Here is an 18,634-nt window from a genome sequence, read left to right as displayed (position 1 = left end):
GTTGTTTTCTCATGCGTAGAGATACTATGCCTTTTAAAATAACTTTATCGGAACAAATTTTTACTCATTTTAGGTTAAAAATAAAAAGTCAAGATAAATTCAATATAGATTTTTTAAATTTTAAATGTTACAACAGGTATTTTGGAATGATTTACAATATCTTCACTAATACTCCCCGAAAAGAAATGAGCTAGTCCTTGGCGTCCATGTGTAGGAATAGCAATGATATTTGCATTTACTTTTTCTGCATAGTTAAAAACACCAAGTTCAACAGAAAAATCATTAAAAACCGTAACGTCTTTTAGTGAGATTTTATATGCCTTATCTAAGTGAGTTATAAAATCTAAAATTTGCTCTTCAATTTGTGATGTACTCTTATAGTTTTCTCCAGGAAGGTTTACATAGAGCAGTTTTATTTCAATATTTAAGAGTTTAAAAAGGTTAATAGCTTTCTTAAAAACCTCAATACTTTCTAATTTAAAATTGCAAGCAAGAACAGACTTAGTAACGGTGAAATCATCATCTTCTTTAATAACGAGTACAGGAACACTTGCGCTACGGACTACTTTTTCTGTGTTGGAGCCAACAAATACTTCTTGAAGTCCACTACTACCATGAGATCCCATTACTATAAGGTCTCCTTTGTACTCTTTTGAAATATCATCTAATTCGCTAAAAATCTTGTAATTTTTTACTGTTTGATGAATAGTAATACCTTCTAAATATTCTTTATCTAGAAATTTGTTAAAACGTTTTTGTGTAAGTTTAATAAAAAACATGCCCTCCTCCATAGCATTGTCTCCTTTTATAAAATTGGCATCACTTAAGCCCATCATGTGTACAGCCACAATTTCTGCATTTTGTTCTTTAGCAAGTTGAGCAGCTACTTTTAATGCGTTTTCAGAATATTTTGAGAAGTCTATAGGTACAATTATAGTTTTCATAGGTATAGGTTTATTGGGTTTATAGGACAAAAGTACCAGCTTTCTTCTATGGAAAAGATGATAAAAGTCATTCTGTTTTTTTGTAAAACTGATATAAATCATTTTTTATAGTTGGTATACCTCTTAAGTTTACGATCTAAATAAGATAATAATGAGAACCACAGTAAGCATACAGAATATGAAATGCGATGGTTGTAAAAATGCAGTAATAATTAAATTAAATAAAGTAGAAGGTATCTCTAATGTTGAGGTAGATATTACTACGAGTCATGTGAGTTTTGATTATGCAACTCATAACGCTATGGAGGGATTACGTATGGAACTGGCAGATATGGGATATCCAATAACAGGAGATCCTAATACTATTGTTAGTAGGGCAAAGTCTTACGTTAATTGTGCTGTAGGTAAAATAAATAACTCTAAGTAATTGTTTTATGTTTAAATTCATCATGTAGCTATAAATAATGTGTTTATGGTAGCTTTTAAAGGGGATGAAATTAGATATTGCAGTATTCAAGTGGTAGCAAAAATAACTTTATCTGAACAAATTCTCACTGATTTTTGGTTAAAAATAAAAAGTCAAGATGATTTTATATTAGGTTATATAATCCCAATTTTAATTAACCTATTTTTATGAAACAGAATTACAAAGCGTATAATCTAAATAACATTTTATGGTTTTTTTTCTTTTTTGTGTTGTAAAATTTAATGCCTAACAGGTAGATTTAGTAAAATAACTTTTTCTATGCCTGAAGATGGTTTTGAGTTAGATAAATTTATTTTAAGTAAAGATATTAGTTTTACACCTACAGAATAGAGTATATTCAAAAATTAAAAGAACGGAAGAGACTGCTTTTAAAAGGATGTCTTTTTTATGCTTCAAAATCAATTAGTTGATTATATGATTTTAGTATTTAATACAGGTTTCTTAAAATTACCATTTATTCTCTTTTTATTACTATTTGCCAATATATTAGATATATACCTTTGTTAAGGTGACAATTATTTAAATATATATTATGAGTAAAAGAGCATTAATTATAGGAGGAAGTAGTGGTATAGGAAAAGCAACAGCGAAAAATTTATTGGAACAAGGAGTTAAAGTACATGTAATAGGTACAAATGAGACTAAATTACAAGTGTTTAAAAACGAGGCTGTAGGAGATTTAATTACGCATAAAGTAAATATTACAAATACAGCAGAAGTAGCAACTTTAAATGAAAGAATTAATGAATTTGATAATTTAGATTATCTAGTAAATGCATCAGGGATTTTTGCTCCAAAATCGTTTTTAGACCATACTGTAGCAGATTACGATTCATATCAAGATTTAAATAGGGGGTTCTTTTTTATTACACAATCTGCAGCTAAAAAAATGAGCGCGACAGGTGGAGGTGTTATCGTTAATGTAGGATCTATGTGGGCTAAACAAGCCGTGAAAGCAACACCATCGTCTGCATATTCTATGCAAAAAGCAGGTTTACATTCATTAACACAACACCTTGCAATGGAATTAGCAGATCATAAAATTAGAGTTAATGCAGTGTCTCCAGCAGTTGTAGAAACCCCAGTTTACGAAAGTGTTTTTGGCGGAAAACAAGAAACTCAAGATGCATTACAAAACTTTCATGGATTTCATCCAATAGGTCGCAATGGAAAAGCACAAGATGTCGCAGATACAATTTCTTATTTACTTTCTGATAAAGCGGGATGGGTAACTGGAGCTATATGGGATACAGATGGAGGTGTAATGTCTGGGAGAAACTAAATATTATTGTAGTATATTTATATAGTTTAAAAACGTAGTAGCTTTTAGTGTAGGTGTTTAAAAAGAAATTAATGACAAATAATAAGGCTAAATATATTATAGTTGGAGCAGGTCTCTCAGGACTCACTTCTGCTTATGTACTAAATAGGCAAGGTGAAACTGATTTTTTTGTTTTAGAATCTAGAGATCGTATTGGAGGACGTATCTTAACAGAAAACGAGATTGATTTTGGTGCTACTTGGTTTCAAAACGATCATGAAAATGTAATAGATCTAATTAATAATTTAAATATTGATAAGTTTCACCAATACAGTAAAGGAAAAAGTGTTTTAGTATATAATACTATGGGGCCAGCACATTATTTTGAGAAAGATTCCAATACTCCATCAGCTTTTAGAGTAGTTGGTGGTTCTATGGCAATGATTAATGCCCTTGCTTCGGGTATTGAGACTAAAATAAAAACAGCTACTACGGTTTTAGAAATTAAAGAGGAAAAAGATGGCGTACTACTTACAACTAATAAAGGGCGGTATAAAGCAGAAAAAATAATAATTACCATACCACCACGTATTGCACCACGTATTTTATTTAATCCAGAATTACCAGAGTCGTTAATTAAGACAATAAACAATACTCATACTTGGATGAGTAATGCTATAAAAGTAGGTCTTACCTTTAGGTCACCATTTTGGAGACATAAATATATGTCAGGAATGATTATTGGTCAAACAGGAGCCGTTACAGAATTATATGATCATAGTGATGTAAATGAAAAAACGCACGCATTAATGGGTTTTATAAATGAAGGATTAAGAGATGTCTCTAAAGTTGAGCGCAAAACAAAAGTTTTAAACTATTTACAAAAACATTTAGGAGAAGAAGTTCTTGATTATATAACATATAAAGAAAAAGATTGGTCGAAAGATAGAAATACTTCATGTGAAACAATCAAATCTATTTATATGAGTCCCCGTTATGGAAATTCAAAATTTGAAAGTTTTTATTTGAATGGAAAAGTACTTTTTTCAGGAACGGAAACTTCTTCTGTATATGGCGGTTATATGGATGGAGCTGTATATAGTGGTGTTAAAGCAGCTAAAAACCTATTAAGTAAATCTTAATAAAAATAACGCTTTAAATATTTGATATGTTTTAAGGTGTGAAGCCTAGAGATTCCTTATTTTTAAAAAAATTAATTATAAGAAGCCAAGTGAAAAATCTTAATACTAAGATAGAAAAATATCATCTTCATAGAAAGCACCCAGAAAAACTTCAGTTTGAAGTATATAATTTAAATGGGTATCTCAAGAAGCATGGTGAAAAAGCAACTATAGCTCATTCACATAGTTATTATCAAATCATTTGGTTTTTTGAAGATGGAGGCGAACATATTGTAGATTTTAAAACCTATAAGATTAAAAAAAATACAATTCTATTCATTTCTAAAGATCATATTCACGCTTTTGATAGTAATCTAGATGTGCAAGGGTGGCTTATTCATTTTAATGAGAGTTTTTTTATGCATAATGATGTCGATGTCTTTTTAAAATATAATGTATTCAACTCACGAGAAAACCCTTGCTATGTAATTGATAAAGAAACAGTAATAACAGCAACATCTTATATTAATCTAATTAGAAAAGAACTTTCTAGTAAAGGCGCTTTTGGGTATGAAGAGGTTATACGCTTTTCATTAAAATCATTACTTATAAGTCTAGAGCGCATACATAGAAATGATGAGAATATTCATCTTCAATTTAATAATCATTACGAACTTCAATTTGCCAAGTATAAAGAGCTTATAGAAGAAAACTATAATAAAGGGGTTTCTGTAAATGATTATGCTAAACTGCTTAGTATTTCATCAAAGACACTTACAACCATTACTAATGCCGTAACAGGTAAATCTGCATCTAAGTTAATATCAGAAAGAATTATTCTAGAAGCAAAGCGATTACTTCGATTTACTTCTTTACAGATAGGTGAAATAGCGTTTAAAGTAGGTTTTGAAGACGCATCTTATTTTGTTAAGTTTTTTAAAAGATATGTAGGGGTTTCTCCTAAAAGTTACAGAAAAGGAACTTTATATAAGTAGGTATTTCTTAAATAAATTCAGGAACAGATAATTACTTTGAGAATTACTACTTTTTAATAATACTAGAAGAATCCCTAACAATCAATTCAGCATCTAAAATTATTTTATTTAAAGATTGTTTTATAGTTGCCTTTTTTGCGTGTTCTAAAAATGTTTTAGCAGCTAGTTTTCCTATTTCAGCACTATGTTGATTAATACTAGAAATTGTAGGAGTAACCATTGAAGTAAAAGGTTCATTTCCAAAACCAACTAAGGCCATATCTTTGGGCATATTAATATGTTGTTCGTTTAATATTTGAAGAGCACCTAGTGCTGCATAATCTCCAGCAACATAAACAGCATCAGGTCTATTTTTAAGGCTTAGTAGTTGCAACATTTTTTCTCTTCCATCTTTAATAGTCAAACTACTCTCTATAAGAAGTTCATTGTCAAGAGGTAAGTCGTATTTTTTTAAGGCATCAACATAGCCTCTAATTCTATTATTAAAAATACGGGTATGTTTGTAGCCACCAATATGAGCAATACGTTTACAACCTTGTTTCACCAGATGTTCAACAATCATATGGCTACTATCATAATCATTAATACCAATATAATCGACATTTAAATCGTTTTCACCACGGTCAAATAAAATTAAAGGAATACCTTTCGATTTTACTTTTTTATAATACTCTAAATCAATAGTTTCATTAGCCATTGAAGCTATAATACCATCAACTTGAGTAAATAATAAAGTATCAATATTATTGCACTCTTTTTTATAAGATTCATTGGATTGTGTTATAATGATATTATAACCTTCCTTATTTAAAACTTCTTCAATGTTTTGAATTACAGAAGAAAAGAAGTTACTATTAGTTCTGGGAACAATAACACCAACTAAATGACTCTTCCCTTTTCGTAATGCACTAGCTAGGTGATTGGGTTGATAATTTAAATCTTTAGCCACTTTTTTAACGGCCTCTTTTGTTTTTGTGCTTATTCGAGAGTCGTCATGAAGCGCTTTTGATACAGCCGCCGGAGATATGTTTAAGACGTTAGCAATATCTTTTATAGTCGCTTTTTTTTTATTAGTCAAATTTTTATATATTTGTGCTTAAACGTTTAAGCAAATATAACATCTTAGTTTTTATAATCAAAATAGCTAACTCTTTAACTGTTTTGATTTTATTTAAAGCAATATGCTTAAACGTTTAAGCAAATAGGTATTAAAACTAATTAATAATTTAAAAATGAAAAAAGTAGTCACTTTTGGGGAAATTATGCTACGCTTAGCACCTCAAGGATTTTTAAGATTTTCTCAAGCTAACAATTTTGATGTAGTTTATGGAGGAGGAGAGTCAAACGTAGCAGTATCACTAGCTAATTATGGTGTTCCTGTAGATTTTGTAACGCGTTTACCAAAGAATGATATTGGAGAATGTGCTATGATGGAAATGCGTAAAAGAGGTGTTGGTGTAGACAAGATTGTTTATGGAGGTGACCGTTTAGGTATTTATTTTTTAGAAACTGGAGCAGTTTCAAGAGGTAGTAAAGTTGTTTATGATAGAGCACATTCTGCTATTGCTGAGATTGAATCAGGAATGATTGATTGGGATGCTGTTTTTGATGGTGTTGAGTGGTTTCACTGGACAGGTATTACTCCAGCAATTTCTCAAGGAGCTGCAGATGTTTGCTTAGAAGCTGTAAAAGCCGCTAGTGAAAAAGGAATTACAATTTCTACAGATTTAAACTATCGTGCTAAATTATGGAACTATTGTGGCGATGCACACAGAGAATCTGTAATGACAGATTTAACATCTTATTGTGATGTTGTTTTAGGAAATGAAGAAGATGCTGAGAAACACTTTAACATTAAACCAGAAGGTTTAGATATTACAACTCAAGGGCATGATGTAAAAGCAGAAGCTTTCCTATCTGTTTGTAAGCAAATGATGGATAAATTTCCAAAAGCTAAAAAGGTAATCACAACTTTAAGAGGATCTATTTCTGCATCTCATAATACATGGGCTGGAGTTTTATATGATGGTAAAAAAATGTATGAAACACGCCAATACCAAATTACAGATATCGTAGATAGAGTAGGTGGAGGAGATTCTTTTATGGGAGGTTTAATCTACGGATTATTAAAATACCCAGAAGATGATCAAAACGCTTTAGATTTTGCTGTAGCTGCATCATGTTTAAAACACACTATAAAAGGTGATGCTAACTTAGTAACAGTAGAAGAAGTTCAAAAATTAATGGGTGGCGACGCATCAGGTCGTGTAGCTAGATAATATAAGTGTTTAATTGTTGATCTGTTGAGTCATTTAATAGGTTTAACAGTTCAACAACTACACGAATCAACAATTAAACATTTAATAAAATGGCACAATTTACAAGATTAGAAGTTGCTCAAGCAATGAAAGATACAGGGATGATTCCTTTGTTTTTTAATAATGATTTAGAGCTAAGTAAAAAGGTATTAAAAGCATGTTATGATGGTGGTGCACGTTTAATGGAGTTTACAGCCCGTGGAGACTTTGCTCATGAAGTTTTTGGAGAATTAACAAAATACGCAATTGCTGAATTACCAGGAATGATTATGGGCGTTGGTTCTGTAACCGATGGTGCAGCAGCTTCATTATATATGGCTTTAGGAGCCAACTTTATAGTAACTCCAGTATTAAGAGAAGACATTGCTATTGCTTGTAACCGTAAAAAAGTACTTTGGTCTCCAGGATGTGGAACCTTAACAGAAATAACAAGAGCTGAGGAATTAGGTTGTGAGATAGTAAAATTATTCCCAGGGGATATCTATGGGCCACAATTTGTAAAGGGAATTAAAGGACCACAACCATGGACAAGCGTTATGCCTACAGGAGGTGTTTCGCCAACAGAAGAGAATTTAAAAGGATGGTTTGATGCAGGCGTTACTTGTGTTGGTATGGGATCTAAATTAATTTCAAAAGAAATTATAGCTAATCAAGATTATGCTAAGTTAGAGGAGGATGTTAAAAAAGCATTAGCCATAGTAAAATCGGTTAGAAAATAATTAGCTTATTAACAAAGCTAAGATTAAATTAAGAGCTACAGTTATGTGGCTCTTTTTATTTTTACATATTGATTTACATGGTTTTAATGAGAAATGAGCTATAGTAGTTCGATATAAAATGGAACTAAGTTTAGTAGTCTTTTTTTTTCTTTTTTACTGACTATAAATTTGTTACTTTTGGCATCGTAATAAAAAAAGAATTAAATAAAAATAAACTAAAAATGAAAATAATGAAATTTTTAAGTCTAGCAACAATAACTATGCTAGCAGCATCTTGTAATAAAGAAGGTGGCGTTACAAATAAGCCATTAAAAACTCAGTTAGACTCTGTTAGTTATGCTATAGGGATGGATGTGGCAAAAAATGTAAAAGCTACTTTTACTGAATTTGATAATGATTTTTTCGTTCAAGGGTATTCTAATGTTTCAGATTCTACTAATATTTTATTAGAAGAAGCAAAAGCTCAAGCAATAGTTAGAGCTTACTTCCAGAAAAAACAACAAGAAGAAGCTGCTAAGCTTGAAGAAGAAGGGAAGAAAAACCAAGAAGTAGGTGTTAAGTTTTTAGAAGAAAATAAAACTAAAGCTGGTGTTAAAACAACAGAAAGTGGTTTACAATATATAGTTCTTAATGAAGGAAATGGAGAGAAACCAACAACAGAGTCTAAAGTAAAAGTACACTACCATGGTACATTAATTGATGGAACTGTATTTGATAGTTCTGTAGATAGAGGTACTCCAGCTGAATTTGGTGTTACTCAAGTTATAAAAGGATGGACAGAAGGTTTACAATTAATGTCTGTAGGTTCAAAATATAAATTCTTTATTCCTCAAGAATTAGCATATGGCGCTAACCCTAGACCAGGAGGAGCAATTAAGCCTTACGCAGCATTAATTTTTGATGTAGAATTAATTGAAATAGTAAAGTAATATAAGTTTTATTTACTTTAAAATATTTAAAACAGGAAGCTTAGCTTCCTGTTTTTTTGTATATGATATTTTTTATTACAGTAAATTTAATCGATTAGTGGTATTAACAATTCAAGATTGTAACTTTGCAATATCTTAAATAAAAAGAAAATGAACCATAAAGCAGGTTTTGTAAATATTATAGGAAATCCTAATGTAGGGAAATCTACATTAATGAATGCCTTTGTAGGAGAGAAATTATCTATTATAACTTCAAAAGCCCAAACAACAAGACATCGTATTCTAGGAATAGTAAATGGTGATAATTTTCAAGTTGTTTTAAGTGATACTCCGGGAATTATAAAACCAGCTTATCAGTTACAAGAGTCTATGATGGGCTTTGTTAAATCTGCTTTTGAAGATGCAGATGTTTTGATTTATATGGTCGAAATAGGAGAGCAAGCATTAAAAGATGAGACTTTCTTTAAAAAAATTACAAATTCAAAGATTCCCGTTTTATTATTATTAAATAAAATAGATATATCAGACCAAGAGCAGTTGGAAAATCAGGTACAATTGTGGGCACAAAAAGTACCAGAGGCAGAAATTATTCCAATTTCGGCTTTACAAGGCTTTCAAGTAAAGGAAGTATTTGATAGAATTATTGAATTGCTGCCAGAGTCACCTCCTTTTTATCCAAAAGATCAATTAACAGACAAGCCAGAACGCTTTTTTATAAATGAAACCATACGAGAAAAAATTCTTCTTCATTATAAAAAAGAAATACCATATGCTGTAGAGATAGAAACAGAAGAGTTTTTTGAGGAAGAAAAAATTATTAGAATACGCTCGGTTATTATGGTAGAGCGAGAAACTCAAAAAGGTATTATAATTGGTCATAAAGGAAATGCATTAAAACGCGTAGGTATAGAAGCTAGAAAAGATTTAGAGGCTTTTTTTGGCAAGCAAATTCATTTAGAATTATATGTTAAAGTGAATAAAAACTGGCGAAGTAATCAAAATCAGTTAAAGCGTTTTGGTTATAATAATTAGTAAAAGCTAATGATAGTTTTTTGATTAGGTAACATTAACATAAAGTTTAGGTTTCATATTTGTCGAAATTAATTAATCAGACTATGAAACTTAAAAAATCACTTATTTATGCGGTTAGTATTGTCGCAGTTTTTGGATGTAAAAATGACGATGATAATTCAAAAAGTGAGCCAGTTGATACAACTGTAAACTTTCAATATAAAACAACAATTAATGTAGGAGGAGAAGGAGCTTCAGAGATTTCAGCTTATGATGCAGTTTCAAAAAAACTATTTACAGTTAATGTAGAGTCTACTCAAATTTCTGTTAATAATATTTCGAATATAAATGCGCCAGTAAAAGAAACACCAATAGATGTTTCTTCTTTTGGCTCGCCTAATAGTGTTGCCGTGTACGATGGCAAATTAGCAGTTGCTGTTGAAGCAGATCCAAAGCAAAATCCAGGGAAAATATTAGTATACAATACTGCAGATAATTCATTGCTAAAACAATTTACAGTTGGAGCTTTACCAGATATGGTAACATTTTCTAAGAATGGGAATTTAATTATTTCTGCCAATGAAGGGGAGCCAAATAAAGATTATACGATTGATCCAATGGGAACAATTAGTATTATAGATTTATTAGATGATTCTGTGAAAACTTTAGATTTTACATCATTTAATTCTCAAAAAGCATCATTAGAAGCACAGGGTTTTAGAGTATTTGGTCCAGGGGCTACTTTAGCTCAAGATATAGAGCCAGAATATATAACTGTTTCAGAAGATTCTAATACAGCTTGGGTGTCATTACAAGAAAATAATGGAATAGCTAAGGTTAATTTAACTTCAAAAATTATAGAAGCTATTTATCCTTTAGGTTATAAAGACTATAATGCTACAGGTAACAATATTGATGCAAGTGATAAAGATAATGTTACAGAACTTAAAAATTGGCCTGTTTTAGGAATATATCAACCAGATGCAATTACTTCTGCAAGTATTAATGGGGTAGAATACGTTTTTTCGGCTAATGAAGGAGATTCAAGAGATTATGATGGATTTAGCGAAGAAGAACGTGTCGACGATTTAACGCTTGACGAAACAATTTACCCTGTGTCTAGCGATTTTCAAAATGAAGCTAACCTAGGAAGGCTAAAAACAACAACTACATTAGGAGATATAGATAACGATGGTGATATAGACCAAATATATAGCTATGGAGCGCGTTCATTTAGTGTTTGGTCTGCTAATGGAAATTTGCTTTACGATAGTGGAAATAGTATTGCTGTCGAAACTTTAAAAGCTACACCTGCTCGTTTCAATGATAATGATAAAAGAAGTGATGATAAAGGAGCAGAACCAGAAGCAGTTGAAGTTTTAAATATAGGGAACGAACGATATATTTTATTTGTTGGTTTAGAAAGAAATGACCAAGTGTTAATGTATGATGTTACAAACCCAATAGCTCCTATATTTTTAGACATATTATCGCATACAGGAGATGAGGCTCCAGAAGGTTTATTAGTTATAAATGCTGAAGATAGTCCAAATGGAAAAGATTTGCTAGTAGTATCTAATGAAGACAGTGGTACTATTAGTTTTTATGAAAATGTTCAATAGTTATTAATTTTATTTGATCGATAATTGGTTAAAAGCGCTTTAGTTTAGTTATTAAGGCGTTTTTCCTTTTCTAAAACTTGATACATGAAATTATTTAATAAACGCATTTCACTGGTGCTAGAGGCTTTTCCAATACTACCAGCAAAGTATAAAGCAATCCAAATAGTTATCATTAAAATGGTTAAACTAATTTGAAGTACAAAATTTTGATTTAAAGACCATTTAGTATATGTCCATATTCCGAAGGCAATAAATAATACAGCAATCATGAAATGTAGAAATATAAAAAGTGTCCAAACTGTTGGGTTTGGCCCAAATAAACCACGAAGCATACATGACTCCTTATTTATCTCATTAATTTGTAGATGTAATTGAGGAGACCAAAAACGCTGTTTATGTTTTGGAAATCTTATAAATACATGATCATCGACTCTGCTTACAATAAATTTAGATTGTGTAATTTTAGTGTTTTCAAAATCACTTAAAACAGATTTGTTATTTCTAGGTATTTCTATTTTAAATCTAGGTCTTAAAACAATATCATTAGATAACGGCATTAGGTTTAATTTTAGGATATTAAATTACTATTTTTAATTTAAAATATAAATAGTTTCAATCTTTACTAAAAAAAGGTTTTGCATAGAGTATATTTCCTATTTTTGCAAAATATTCAAGAGACAAAGAAAGATAAAGAAATCAGACTTAGACTGTTGTAGACAATTTAAAGATTATGAGTAATATAGTAGCTATAGTAGGAAGACCAAATGTAGGTAAATCAACGTTTTTCAATCGTTTAATTCAACGCAGAGAAGCTATTGTTGATGCAGTAAGTGGGGTTACTAGAGACCGTCATTATGGGAAGAGTGATTGGAATGGAAAAGAATTTTCTTTAATAGATACAGGTGGTTATGTATTAGGAAGTGATGATGTTTTTGAGGCAGAAATAGATAAACAGGTAGAATTAGCGATTGATGAAGCAGATGCTATTATTTTTATGGTTGATGTTGAAAACGGTGTAACAGGCATGGATGAAGATGTTGCGAAATTACTTCGTAAAGTTAGTAAGCCAGTGTTTCTAGTTGTAAATAAAGTTGATAATGCTAAACGCTCTAAAGATGCTGTAGAGTTTTACTCATTAGGTCTTGGAGATTATTATACCGTAGCAAGTATTAATGGTAGTGGTACAGGAGAATTGCTAGATGCACTAGTTGAGGCTTTGCCAGAAAAAGAAGAAGTTGTTGAAGAAGAATTGCCTCGTTTTGCAGTAGTGGGTCGCCCTAATGCAGGGAAATCATCATTTATAAATGCATTGATAGGTGAAGATCGATATATTGTTACAGATATAGCAGGAACAACAAGAGATTCAATAGATACAAAATATAATCGTTTTGGCTTTGAATTTAATTTAGTAGATACTGCTGGAATTCGTAGAAAAGCTAAGGTAAAAGAAGATTTAGAATTTTATTCTGTAATGCGAAGTGTTCGAGCTATTGAACATAGTGATGTTTGCTTGTTAGTATTAGATGCTACTAGAGGTTTTGATGGACAAGTGCAAAACATTTTTTGGCTTGCAGAACGTAACCGAAAAGGTATGGTTGTTTTGGTAAATAAATGGGACTTGGTAGAGAAGGATCATAAATCTATGAAGGAGTATGAAAAGGCTATAAGAAAACAAATGGAGCCCTTTACAGATGTGCCTGTCGTGTTTATCTCGGTATTGACAAAACAACGTATTTTTAAAGCTATTGAAACAGCTGTAGAGGTCTATAAAAACAGATCGAAAAAAATAAAAACAAGTAAGCTTAATGAAATTCTATTGCCAATAATAGAAAATTATCCGCCGCCAGCGTATAAAGCAAAGTATGTAAAAATTAAATACATCATGCAATTGCCAACACCACAACCTCAATTTGCGTTTTTCTGTAACTTACCGCAATATGTAAAAGATGGGTATAAACGTTTTTTAGAAAACAAATTGCGCGAGCATTTTGATTTTAAAGGTGTACCTATTAGTGTGTATATGCGTAAAAAATAATTGCGCTATTATAAGCTTGATAGTGTTTTTTTTAAACTTGTTTTAATAAAAATAACATATCATTATATATAATTTATACTTTTTTTAAGAAGAGGCATAGGTAAACTGTACTACTTTCGCTGAATTAATGAAGTTATCAACTTCAATCAACCCTAATTCAATGAAACAAATATTTTTTACTATAGCCTTTTTTTGTAGTGTTTTAGCTTTTTCTCAATCAAAATCTTTTGTTGTAACTGGGACTTTAATTTCTGAAGAAGAAAAACTTCCTCTAGAATCTGCGACCATACATTTAGAGCGTGTTAAGGATGCCTCATTGGTGACATATACTATTGCAGATAAAAATGGAGAATTTGTATTAGAGGATAAAACAAGTGATGCCTCTTTAAATTTGTTTATATCATATGTGGGCTACGAAACACTTAAGAAAGTTATAGATATAAGTAAAAAAGATATTGATTTAGGTGAAATCATGCTTAAAACCGATAGCAATGCTTTAGCTGAAGTTGTAATAACAAGTACAGCACCTATAACAGTTAAAAAAGATACTCTTGAATTTAATGTAAGTTCTTTTAAAACAAAAAAGAATGCAAAAATTGAAGATTTACTAAAAAAACTTCCAGGAGTAGAAGTTGATGCTCAAGGTAAAATTATGGTAAATGGTAAAGATGTTAATAAAGTATTAGTTAACGGTAAGACCTTTTTTGGAAACGACCCAACTATAACTACAAGAAACTTAACAAAAGACATTATAGAAAAAATCCAAATTACAGACACAAAAACAAAAGCAGAAGCTTTTTCGGGAGAAGAGGGAAGTCAATCTAATAAAACAATAAATTTTACTATAAAGGAAGAAAATAACAAAGGAAGTTTTGGAACTGTAGCTGCTGGAGTTGGAACAGACGATAGGTATGAGTTTTCAGGAATGCTAAATTCATTTAATAATGACAGACACCTTAGTGTATTAGCTGGCGGGAATAATATTAACTCGACAGGTTTTAGTTTTGGAGGTATTGATAATATTTCGACAGGAAGAAGAAGGGGAAGAGGGGGATTTGGAGGCGGTTTATCTCAAGGTATAACAACATCTAAAAACGGAGGTTTTACTTATGGGAATCAGATTATTGAAACTATAGGAGTTAATGCAGATTATTTTTATTCGGGAAGTGATTTAGATAGTAAGAGATCTTCTCAAAGAGAAAATATATTACCAGATTCTAGATATTTTTCTAACTCAGAATCGAATTCATTTTCAGAAATCAATAATCATAATGCAACTTTTGATCTAGAGATAGAATTAGGGGCTACTTTACTTATAAATATAACGCCTAGTTTTAATTTTTCAAATTCTAAAGATGGTTCTCAAGATGATGAAGAAACCTTAAACGAAGATAGAATTTTAACAAATACATCGAATGCTTTTTCTTTTTCTAAAAGCAACAATAAAAGTTTTCAAAATAGCATAGATGTTACCAAGTTATTTGGTAAAAAAGGATCTTTTTTAAAGTTTGACGTATCTACATCTTATAATGAAGATGAAGAAGATAGTGAGTTGGAGTCTAAGACTAAGTTTTATGATTACGATCTCTTAACAAATGTAAATACGTTACAAGATAGCATCATAAGAAATCAAATAGCTGATAGTAAAAATACAGATGAAAATTTACGTTTAGGGGTAACTTACAGGTTTCCTTTAATTGCTAATGCCATGTTTTTAGATGCATCTTATATTTATAATAACAACAAGCAAGAAAATAAACGAAATACTTATGATTTTGATGAAGTTACGAGTCTCTATAATGATTTTATAAATACAGATTTAAGTTCAGATTTTAAGTATACAGATGAGTCAAATCAAGCAGGAGTTGAATTAGTGTATAAAAAAAAGAAGTTGTCTACAACAGCTTCTGTAAACTACATATCAAGGGTTTTAGATAATAAAGACGCATTAATATCTGAACGTAGTTTAGGTAAGCGTTTTAACGCTATACAGACAGGTGTTAGCTTTAGATATAAGATAAGTAAAAGTGCATCTCTAAATGCTAATTATGGTTTAGATAATAGATCTCCTCAATTAAGTCAATTACAAACATTTAAAGATGTTTCAAACCCATTAAATACAATAGTTGGTAATCCAGAATTAGCACCAACAAATAATCATAGGTTAAATTTAGGGTATCGTAATTTTAATTTTCGAAAGAAAACAAGTTTTTATGCATTTGCAAACGGAACTGTTGTGAGTAATCAAATAGTGTCAAAAACAACAGTAGACGAAAATTTTTCAAGAAATACAACTTATGCAAATGTTAATGGGAATTATAATTTAGGCATAAATACTGGTCTTAGAAAGACTATAAAAATAGATACCATTGGAAGTATTCGTTATGGTGTTGGATTTAGATTTAGTACAAATAAAAATATTAATTTTAACAATGATGTAAAATACGCTTCTAAAAACACAGAATTATCACCAAATATTCGAATTACATTTACATTAAATGATCTTTTTGAATTAACACCTAATTATAATTTATCATATACCAATACCAGTTTTGATATAGATCAGTTTGAAGATCAAGAATTTTTAAGACATAGTTTGGGGCTTCGAACGGCTACACTAGCATCAAAACGATTAGATTGGAGAAATAATATAAGTTATAATTATAATCCCAATGTAGCTGATGGTTTTCAAAAAAGCTCATGGTTTTGGAATTCAACACTTTCTTATTCCATGTTTGAGGATAAAGGTACGTTAACACTAAAAGTTTACGATTTACTTAATCAAAATACTAATGCTAGACGTGTAGCAAGCGCCAATTATATTGAGGATTCTCAAACGAATATATTAAAGCGTTACTTTATGTTAAATTTTAGTTGGAAGTTAAACAAAGGATCGGGTAATTCTAATAGAAATAATAGATATTATCATGGTTAATAGGATGAGTTGTTTGTTTGTGTAAATAGCGTATTTTAAGTGTTAATATGGTTTAAGTTCCATTTTCATATTGAAATTCTTAGAATAGAATATCTTTTTTCTTTCTAATTTTATAATTGAATCAGAGAATGCTTTTACAGTAAGTAAATTTCAAAATAGCCAGTTCAATTAGTTTCTTTTTACTTAGATTTTTTATTTTATTTGAACAAAAAATAATTCAAATTTACTTCAATCATTTTGAAATTTATTTGAAATGAGGTGCTTTTAAGGTCTAATGAGAAGGGTTGGTGTTTGTTTTTATAAAAATGAGTATAGGCTTTAAAGATTACCATCCGCCAGAAGCGCCGCCACCTCCAAAGCCGCCGCCTCCAAAGCCGCCGCCAAAACCACCTCCGCCAGAACTTCCTCCAAAGCCGCCACCAAAACCACCAGATGAGCCTCGGTTATAGTTTCCACGCCCCATATTACTAAGTATAATCGCTTCAAAAAGACCTCCAGATCTGTTACCTCTGTTATTACCTCCTCCGCCACGTCTGTTTTTAGAGATAGAAATAAGAATGATTATGAATACAATGATGAGAAAGAATATAAAGCCAATAGGGAGCTCACTGTTTGACGATTTTCGAGTACCTTTATATTCTCCATTAAGAACTTGAAAAATAGTATCACAACCTTTATTTAAACCGCCGTAATAGTTATTTTGCTTAAAAAAAGGAATAATATCCCTTTCAATAATACGTTTTGATAAGGCATCAGTTAAAAGATGTTCTATTCCGTATCCAGTATTAATGGCTATCCGTCTGTCATTTTTAGCGAGTAAGATTAAAATACCATTATCTTTTTTAGCTTGACCAATACCCCATTTTTGTCCCCATTGGGCACCTAGAAAATTAATGTTTTCCCCTTCGGTAGAATTAATAATAGCTACAACTATTTGAGTAGAAGTAGAGTCTGAATATTTAATGAGTTTTTGCTCTAAGCTATATCTTTGAGATACAGAAAGTAAATTAACATAGTCGTAAACACTGGTTTGGGATTTAGGCTTTTCAGGAATATCAAACTGTGCATAAGAAAACCCAAAAACAAAAAGCATTATTAATAAAGCAAGGTCATGAAACTTATTTTTTATGCCATATAATAACTGCTCACTACTCATTGCATCAAGAACACTACCTGTTGAATACTGTTTACTACTTACCAAATACTGCATACTTTTAAAGTCTATCCTTTAGAAATTTCGTTTGAGAGCTCATTAGTATCTGAGTCTGTATACGGAAAATACTGTTTGAGTTGCTCACCAGATTTTAAAATACCTTCAATTAAACCTTGTTTAAAATTTCCAGACTTAAAATAAGTTTGCATAATATCTTTAGTGCTATCCCAGAAATTGTTCGTTACAACATCGTTAATGCCTTTGTCTCCATATATGGAAAAAGATTTTTCATTAACAGCGACATAAATAAGTACTGCATTTTGAAGTTTTGTATTGTCCATTTTTAAAGCATAAAACAGTTCCAAAGCACGTTTTGTAGGGTTGCCATTAGAAGTTTTTTCTATATGAACACGTATTTCTCCAGATGTATTTAACTCTGCTAATCTAATAGCTTCAACAACTTCTTGTTCTTCGGTTGCAGTAAGAAAGGCTTCAATTTTTGACATTAAAATTCTACTTTAGGAGCGTTCTCACTACCAGCAGAACTTTTAAATCTAGCCATTTCTTCAAAACCAAATAAACTAGCTAATAGTTTTCCTGGGAATTTTTTTGTGAACTTATCGTAAATATTAACCGATTTATTAAATCGATCTCTTGTTACATTAATTCTATTTTCGGTACCTTCAAGTTGCGATTGTAATTCTAAAAAGCCTCTATCGGCTTTTAACTCAGGATAACGCTCAACCGTTACTAATAATTTTGATAAAGCACCACTTAAACCTTGTTGAGCTTGCTGAAATTGAGCCATTTTTTCAGGGGTTAAGTCACCAACATTAATATTGGTTTTTGTAGCTTCAGAACGGGCTTTAATAACGCCCTCTAAAGTTTCTTTTTCATGAGCAGCATAGCCTTTTACAGTGGATACTAGATTAGGGATTAAATCTGCACGACGTTGATAAGCACTTTCAACATTAGACCAAGCTGTTTTAGCATCAGCTTCATATTCTACAGCTGTATTATTAAATCCTTTTCCCCAAGAGTATAAACCAATTGCAAGAATACCTATAACAATTAATGGTAACCATTTTTTCATAATATTAAGTT

The 18,634-nt window shown here is 30.8% G+C and carries 17 protein-coding genes; 11 read left to right on the top strand and 6 right to left on the bottom strand.

Going from position 1 to position 18,634, the window contains the following annotated elements:
- Positions 1-113 precede the first annotated feature (113 nt).
- On the bottom strand, positions 114-944 hold the full coding sequence (locus A8C32_RS18105; RefSeq protein WP_069831792.1) for a universal stress protein: 831 nt from the start codon (positions 942-944) through the stop codon (positions 114-116).
- A gap of 151 nt (positions 945-1,095) precedes the next feature.
- On the opposite strand from A8C32_RS18105, the gene A8C32_RS18100 reads away from it, so the two are divergent.
- From A8C32_RS18100 to A8C32_RS18085, 4 genes are all read left to right on the top strand, one after another.
- Positions 1,096-1,371 (top strand): heavy-metal-associated domain-containing protein, encoded by a 276-nt coding sequence (locus A8C32_RS18100; protein ID WP_069831791.1) that lies wholly within the window; start codon positions 1,096-1,098, stop codon positions 1,369-1,371.
- A 592-nt stretch (positions 1,372-1,963) separates the two neighbouring features.
- Positions 1,964-2,713, top strand: coding sequence for an SDR family NAD(P)-dependent oxidoreductase (locus A8C32_RS18095; RefSeq protein ID WP_069831790.1), 750 nt, complete (start codon positions 1,964-1,966; stop codon positions 2,711-2,713).
- A gap of 71 nt (positions 2,714-2,784) precedes the next feature.
- Positions 2,785-3,834, top strand: coding sequence for a flavin monoamine oxidase family protein (locus tag A8C32_RS18090; RefSeq protein ID WP_069831789.1), 1,050 nt, complete (start codon positions 2,785-2,787; stop codon positions 3,832-3,834).
- 89 nt (positions 3,835-3,923) lie between these two features.
- Positions 3,924-4,808, top strand: coding sequence for an AraC family transcriptional regulator (locus tag A8C32_RS18085; RefSeq protein ID WP_069832096.1), 885 nt, complete (start codon positions 3,924-3,926; stop codon positions 4,806-4,808).
- A 46-nt stretch (positions 4,809-4,854) separates the two neighbouring features.
- Here the strand turns inward: A8C32_RS18085 and A8C32_RS18080 are convergent, their stop codons facing one another.
- Positions 4,855-5,886 carry a LacI family DNA-binding transcriptional regulator gene (locus A8C32_RS18080; RefSeq protein WP_069831788.1) on the bottom strand — a complete coding sequence of 344 codons (1,032 nt, stop codon included), beginning with the start codon at positions 5,884-5,886 and terminating at the stop codon, positions 4,855-4,857.
- A 154-nt stretch (positions 5,887-6,040) separates the two neighbouring features.
- On the opposite strand from A8C32_RS18080, the gene A8C32_RS18075 reads away from it, so the two are divergent.
- From A8C32_RS18075 to A8C32_RS18055, 5 genes are all read left to right on the top strand, one after another.
- On the top strand, positions 6,041-7,087 hold the full coding sequence (locus A8C32_RS18075) for a sugar kinase (protein WP_069831787.1): 1,047 nt from the start codon (positions 6,041-6,043) through the stop codon (positions 7,085-7,087).
- 89 nt (positions 7,088-7,176) lie between these two features.
- A complete protein-coding gene (locus tag A8C32_RS18070; RefSeq protein WP_069831786.1) occupies positions 7,177-7,845 on the top strand; it encodes a bifunctional 4-hydroxy-2-oxoglutarate aldolase/2-dehydro-3-deoxy-phosphogluconate aldolase in 669 nt (222 codons plus the stop codon).
- A 230-nt stretch (positions 7,846-8,075) separates the two neighbouring features.
- A complete protein-coding gene (gene bamJ / locus A8C32_RS18065) occupies positions 8,076-8,774 on the top strand; it encodes a BamJ family beta-barrel-assembly machinery protein (protein WP_276205033.1) in 699 nt (232 codons plus the stop codon).
- 150 nt (positions 8,775-8,924) lie between these two features.
- Positions 8,925-9,806: a GTPase Era gene (gene era, locus A8C32_RS18060; RefSeq protein ID WP_069831784.1), complete on the top strand. Its 882-nt coding sequence runs from the start codon at positions 8,925-8,927 to the stop codon at positions 9,804-9,806.
- Between the two features lie 83 nt (positions 9,807-9,889).
- Entirely contained in the window at positions 9,890-11,407 is a 1,518-nt protein-coding gene (locus tag A8C32_RS18055) for a choice-of-anchor I family protein (RefSeq protein WP_069831783.1), read from the top strand.
- Between the two features lie 44 nt (positions 11,408-11,451).
- On the opposite strand, the gene A8C32_RS18050 is transcribed toward A8C32_RS18055, so the two are convergent.
- A complete protein-coding gene (locus tag A8C32_RS18050) occupies positions 11,452-11,964 on the bottom strand; it encodes a GTP-binding protein (protein ID WP_069831782.1) in 513 nt (170 codons plus the stop codon).
- A gap of 173 nt (positions 11,965-12,137) precedes the next feature.
- Between A8C32_RS18050 and der the strand changes: the two genes are divergently transcribed.
- Complete coding sequence (gene der, locus A8C32_RS18045; RefSeq protein ID WP_069831781.1) at positions 12,138-13,442, top strand: ribosome biogenesis GTPase Der; 1,305 nt, start codon at positions 12,138-12,140, stop codon at positions 13,440-13,442.
- A gap of 160 nt (positions 13,443-13,602) precedes the next feature.
- Positions 13,603-16,377, top strand: a complete 2,775-nt coding sequence (locus A8C32_RS18040; protein WP_069831780.1) for an outer membrane beta-barrel protein — start codon at positions 13,603-13,605, stop codon at positions 16,375-16,377.
- Between the two features lie 325 nt (positions 16,378-16,702).
- On the opposite strand, the gene A8C32_RS18035 is transcribed toward A8C32_RS18040, so the two are convergent.
- From A8C32_RS18035 to A8C32_RS18025, 3 genes are all read right to left on the bottom strand, one after another.
- Positions 16,703-17,470, bottom strand: a complete 768-nt coding sequence (locus tag A8C32_RS18035) for a TPM domain-containing protein (protein ID WP_131798812.1) — start codon at positions 17,468-17,470, stop codon at positions 16,703-16,705.
- Positions 17,471-17,598: 128 nt separating this feature from the next.
- On the bottom strand, positions 17,599-18,036 hold the full coding sequence (locus tag A8C32_RS18030; RefSeq protein WP_069831779.1) for a TPM domain-containing protein: 438 nt from the start codon (positions 18,034-18,036) through the stop codon (positions 17,599-17,601).
- Entirely contained in the window at positions 18,036-18,623 is a 588-nt protein-coding gene (locus A8C32_RS18025) for a LemA family protein (protein ID WP_069831778.1), read from the bottom strand. Before A8C32_RS18025 ends, A8C32_RS18030 begins: the two co-directional genes overlap by 1 nt.
- Positions 18,624-18,634 lie beyond the last annotated feature (11 nt).

This window comes from Flavivirga aquatica (assembly GCF_001747085.1).
Lineage (GTDB): Bacteria > Bacteroidota > Bacteroidia > Flavobacteriales > Flavobacteriaceae > Algibacter_C > Algibacter_C aquatica.
This window is presented reverse-complemented; position numbering and strand designations above follow the sequence as displayed.

Bases quoted from the DNA above. Each gene is read 5' to 3' on its own strand.
- A8C32_RS18025 (WP_069831778.1), bottom strand. From the start codon at position 18,623: ATGAAAAAATGGTTACCATTAATTGTTATAGGTATTCTTGCAATTGGT.
- A8C32_RS18055 (WP_069831783.1), top strand. From the start codon at position 9,890: ATGAAACTTAAAAAATCACTTATTTATGCGGTTAGTATTGTCGCAGTT.
- era (WP_069831784.1), top strand. From the start codon at position 8,925: ATGAACCATAAAGCAGGTTTTGTAAATATTATAGGAAATCCTAATGTA.
- A8C32_RS18090 (WP_069831789.1), top strand. From the start codon at position 2,785: ATGACAAATAATAAGGCTAAATATATTATAGTTGGAGCAGGTCTCTCA.
- A8C32_RS18030 (WP_069831779.1), bottom strand. From the start codon at position 18,036: ATGTCAAAAATTGAAGCCTTTCTTACTGCAACCGAAGAACAAGAAGTT.
- A8C32_RS18070 (WP_069831786.1), top strand. From the start codon at position 7,177: ATGGCACAATTTACAAGATTAGAAGTTGCTCAAGCAATGAAAGATACA.
- der (WP_069831781.1), top strand. From the start codon at position 12,138: ATGAGTAATATAGTAGCTATAGTAGGAAGACCAAATGTAGGTAAATCA.
- A8C32_RS18035 (WP_131798812.1), bottom strand. From the start codon at position 17,470: ATGCTTTTTGTTTTTGGGTTTTCTTATGCACAGTTTGATATTCCTGAA.
- A8C32_RS18095 (WP_069831790.1), top strand. From the start codon at position 1,964: ATGAGTAAAAGAGCATTAATTATAGGAGGAAGTAGTGGTATAGGAAAA.
- A8C32_RS18050 (WP_069831782.1), bottom strand. From the start codon at position 11,964: ATGCCGTTATCTAATGATATTGTTTTAAGACCTAGATTTAAAATAGAA.
- A8C32_RS18105 (WP_069831792.1), bottom strand. From the start codon at position 944: ATGAAAACTATAATTGTACCTATAGACTTCTCAAAATATTCTGAAAAC.
- bamJ (WP_276205033.1), top strand. From the start codon at position 8,076: ATGAAATTTTTAAGTCTAGCAACAATAACTATGCTAGCAGCATCTTGT.
- A8C32_RS18075 (WP_069831787.1), top strand. From the start codon at position 6,041: ATGAAAAAAGTAGTCACTTTTGGGGAAATTATGCTACGCTTAGCACCT.
- A8C32_RS18100 (WP_069831791.1), top strand. From the start codon at position 1,096: ATGAGAACCACAGTAAGCATACAGAATATGAAATGCGATGGTTGTAAA.
- A8C32_RS18040 (WP_069831780.1), top strand. From the start codon at position 13,603: ATGAAACAAATATTTTTTACTATAGCCTTTTTTTGTAGTGTTTTAGCT.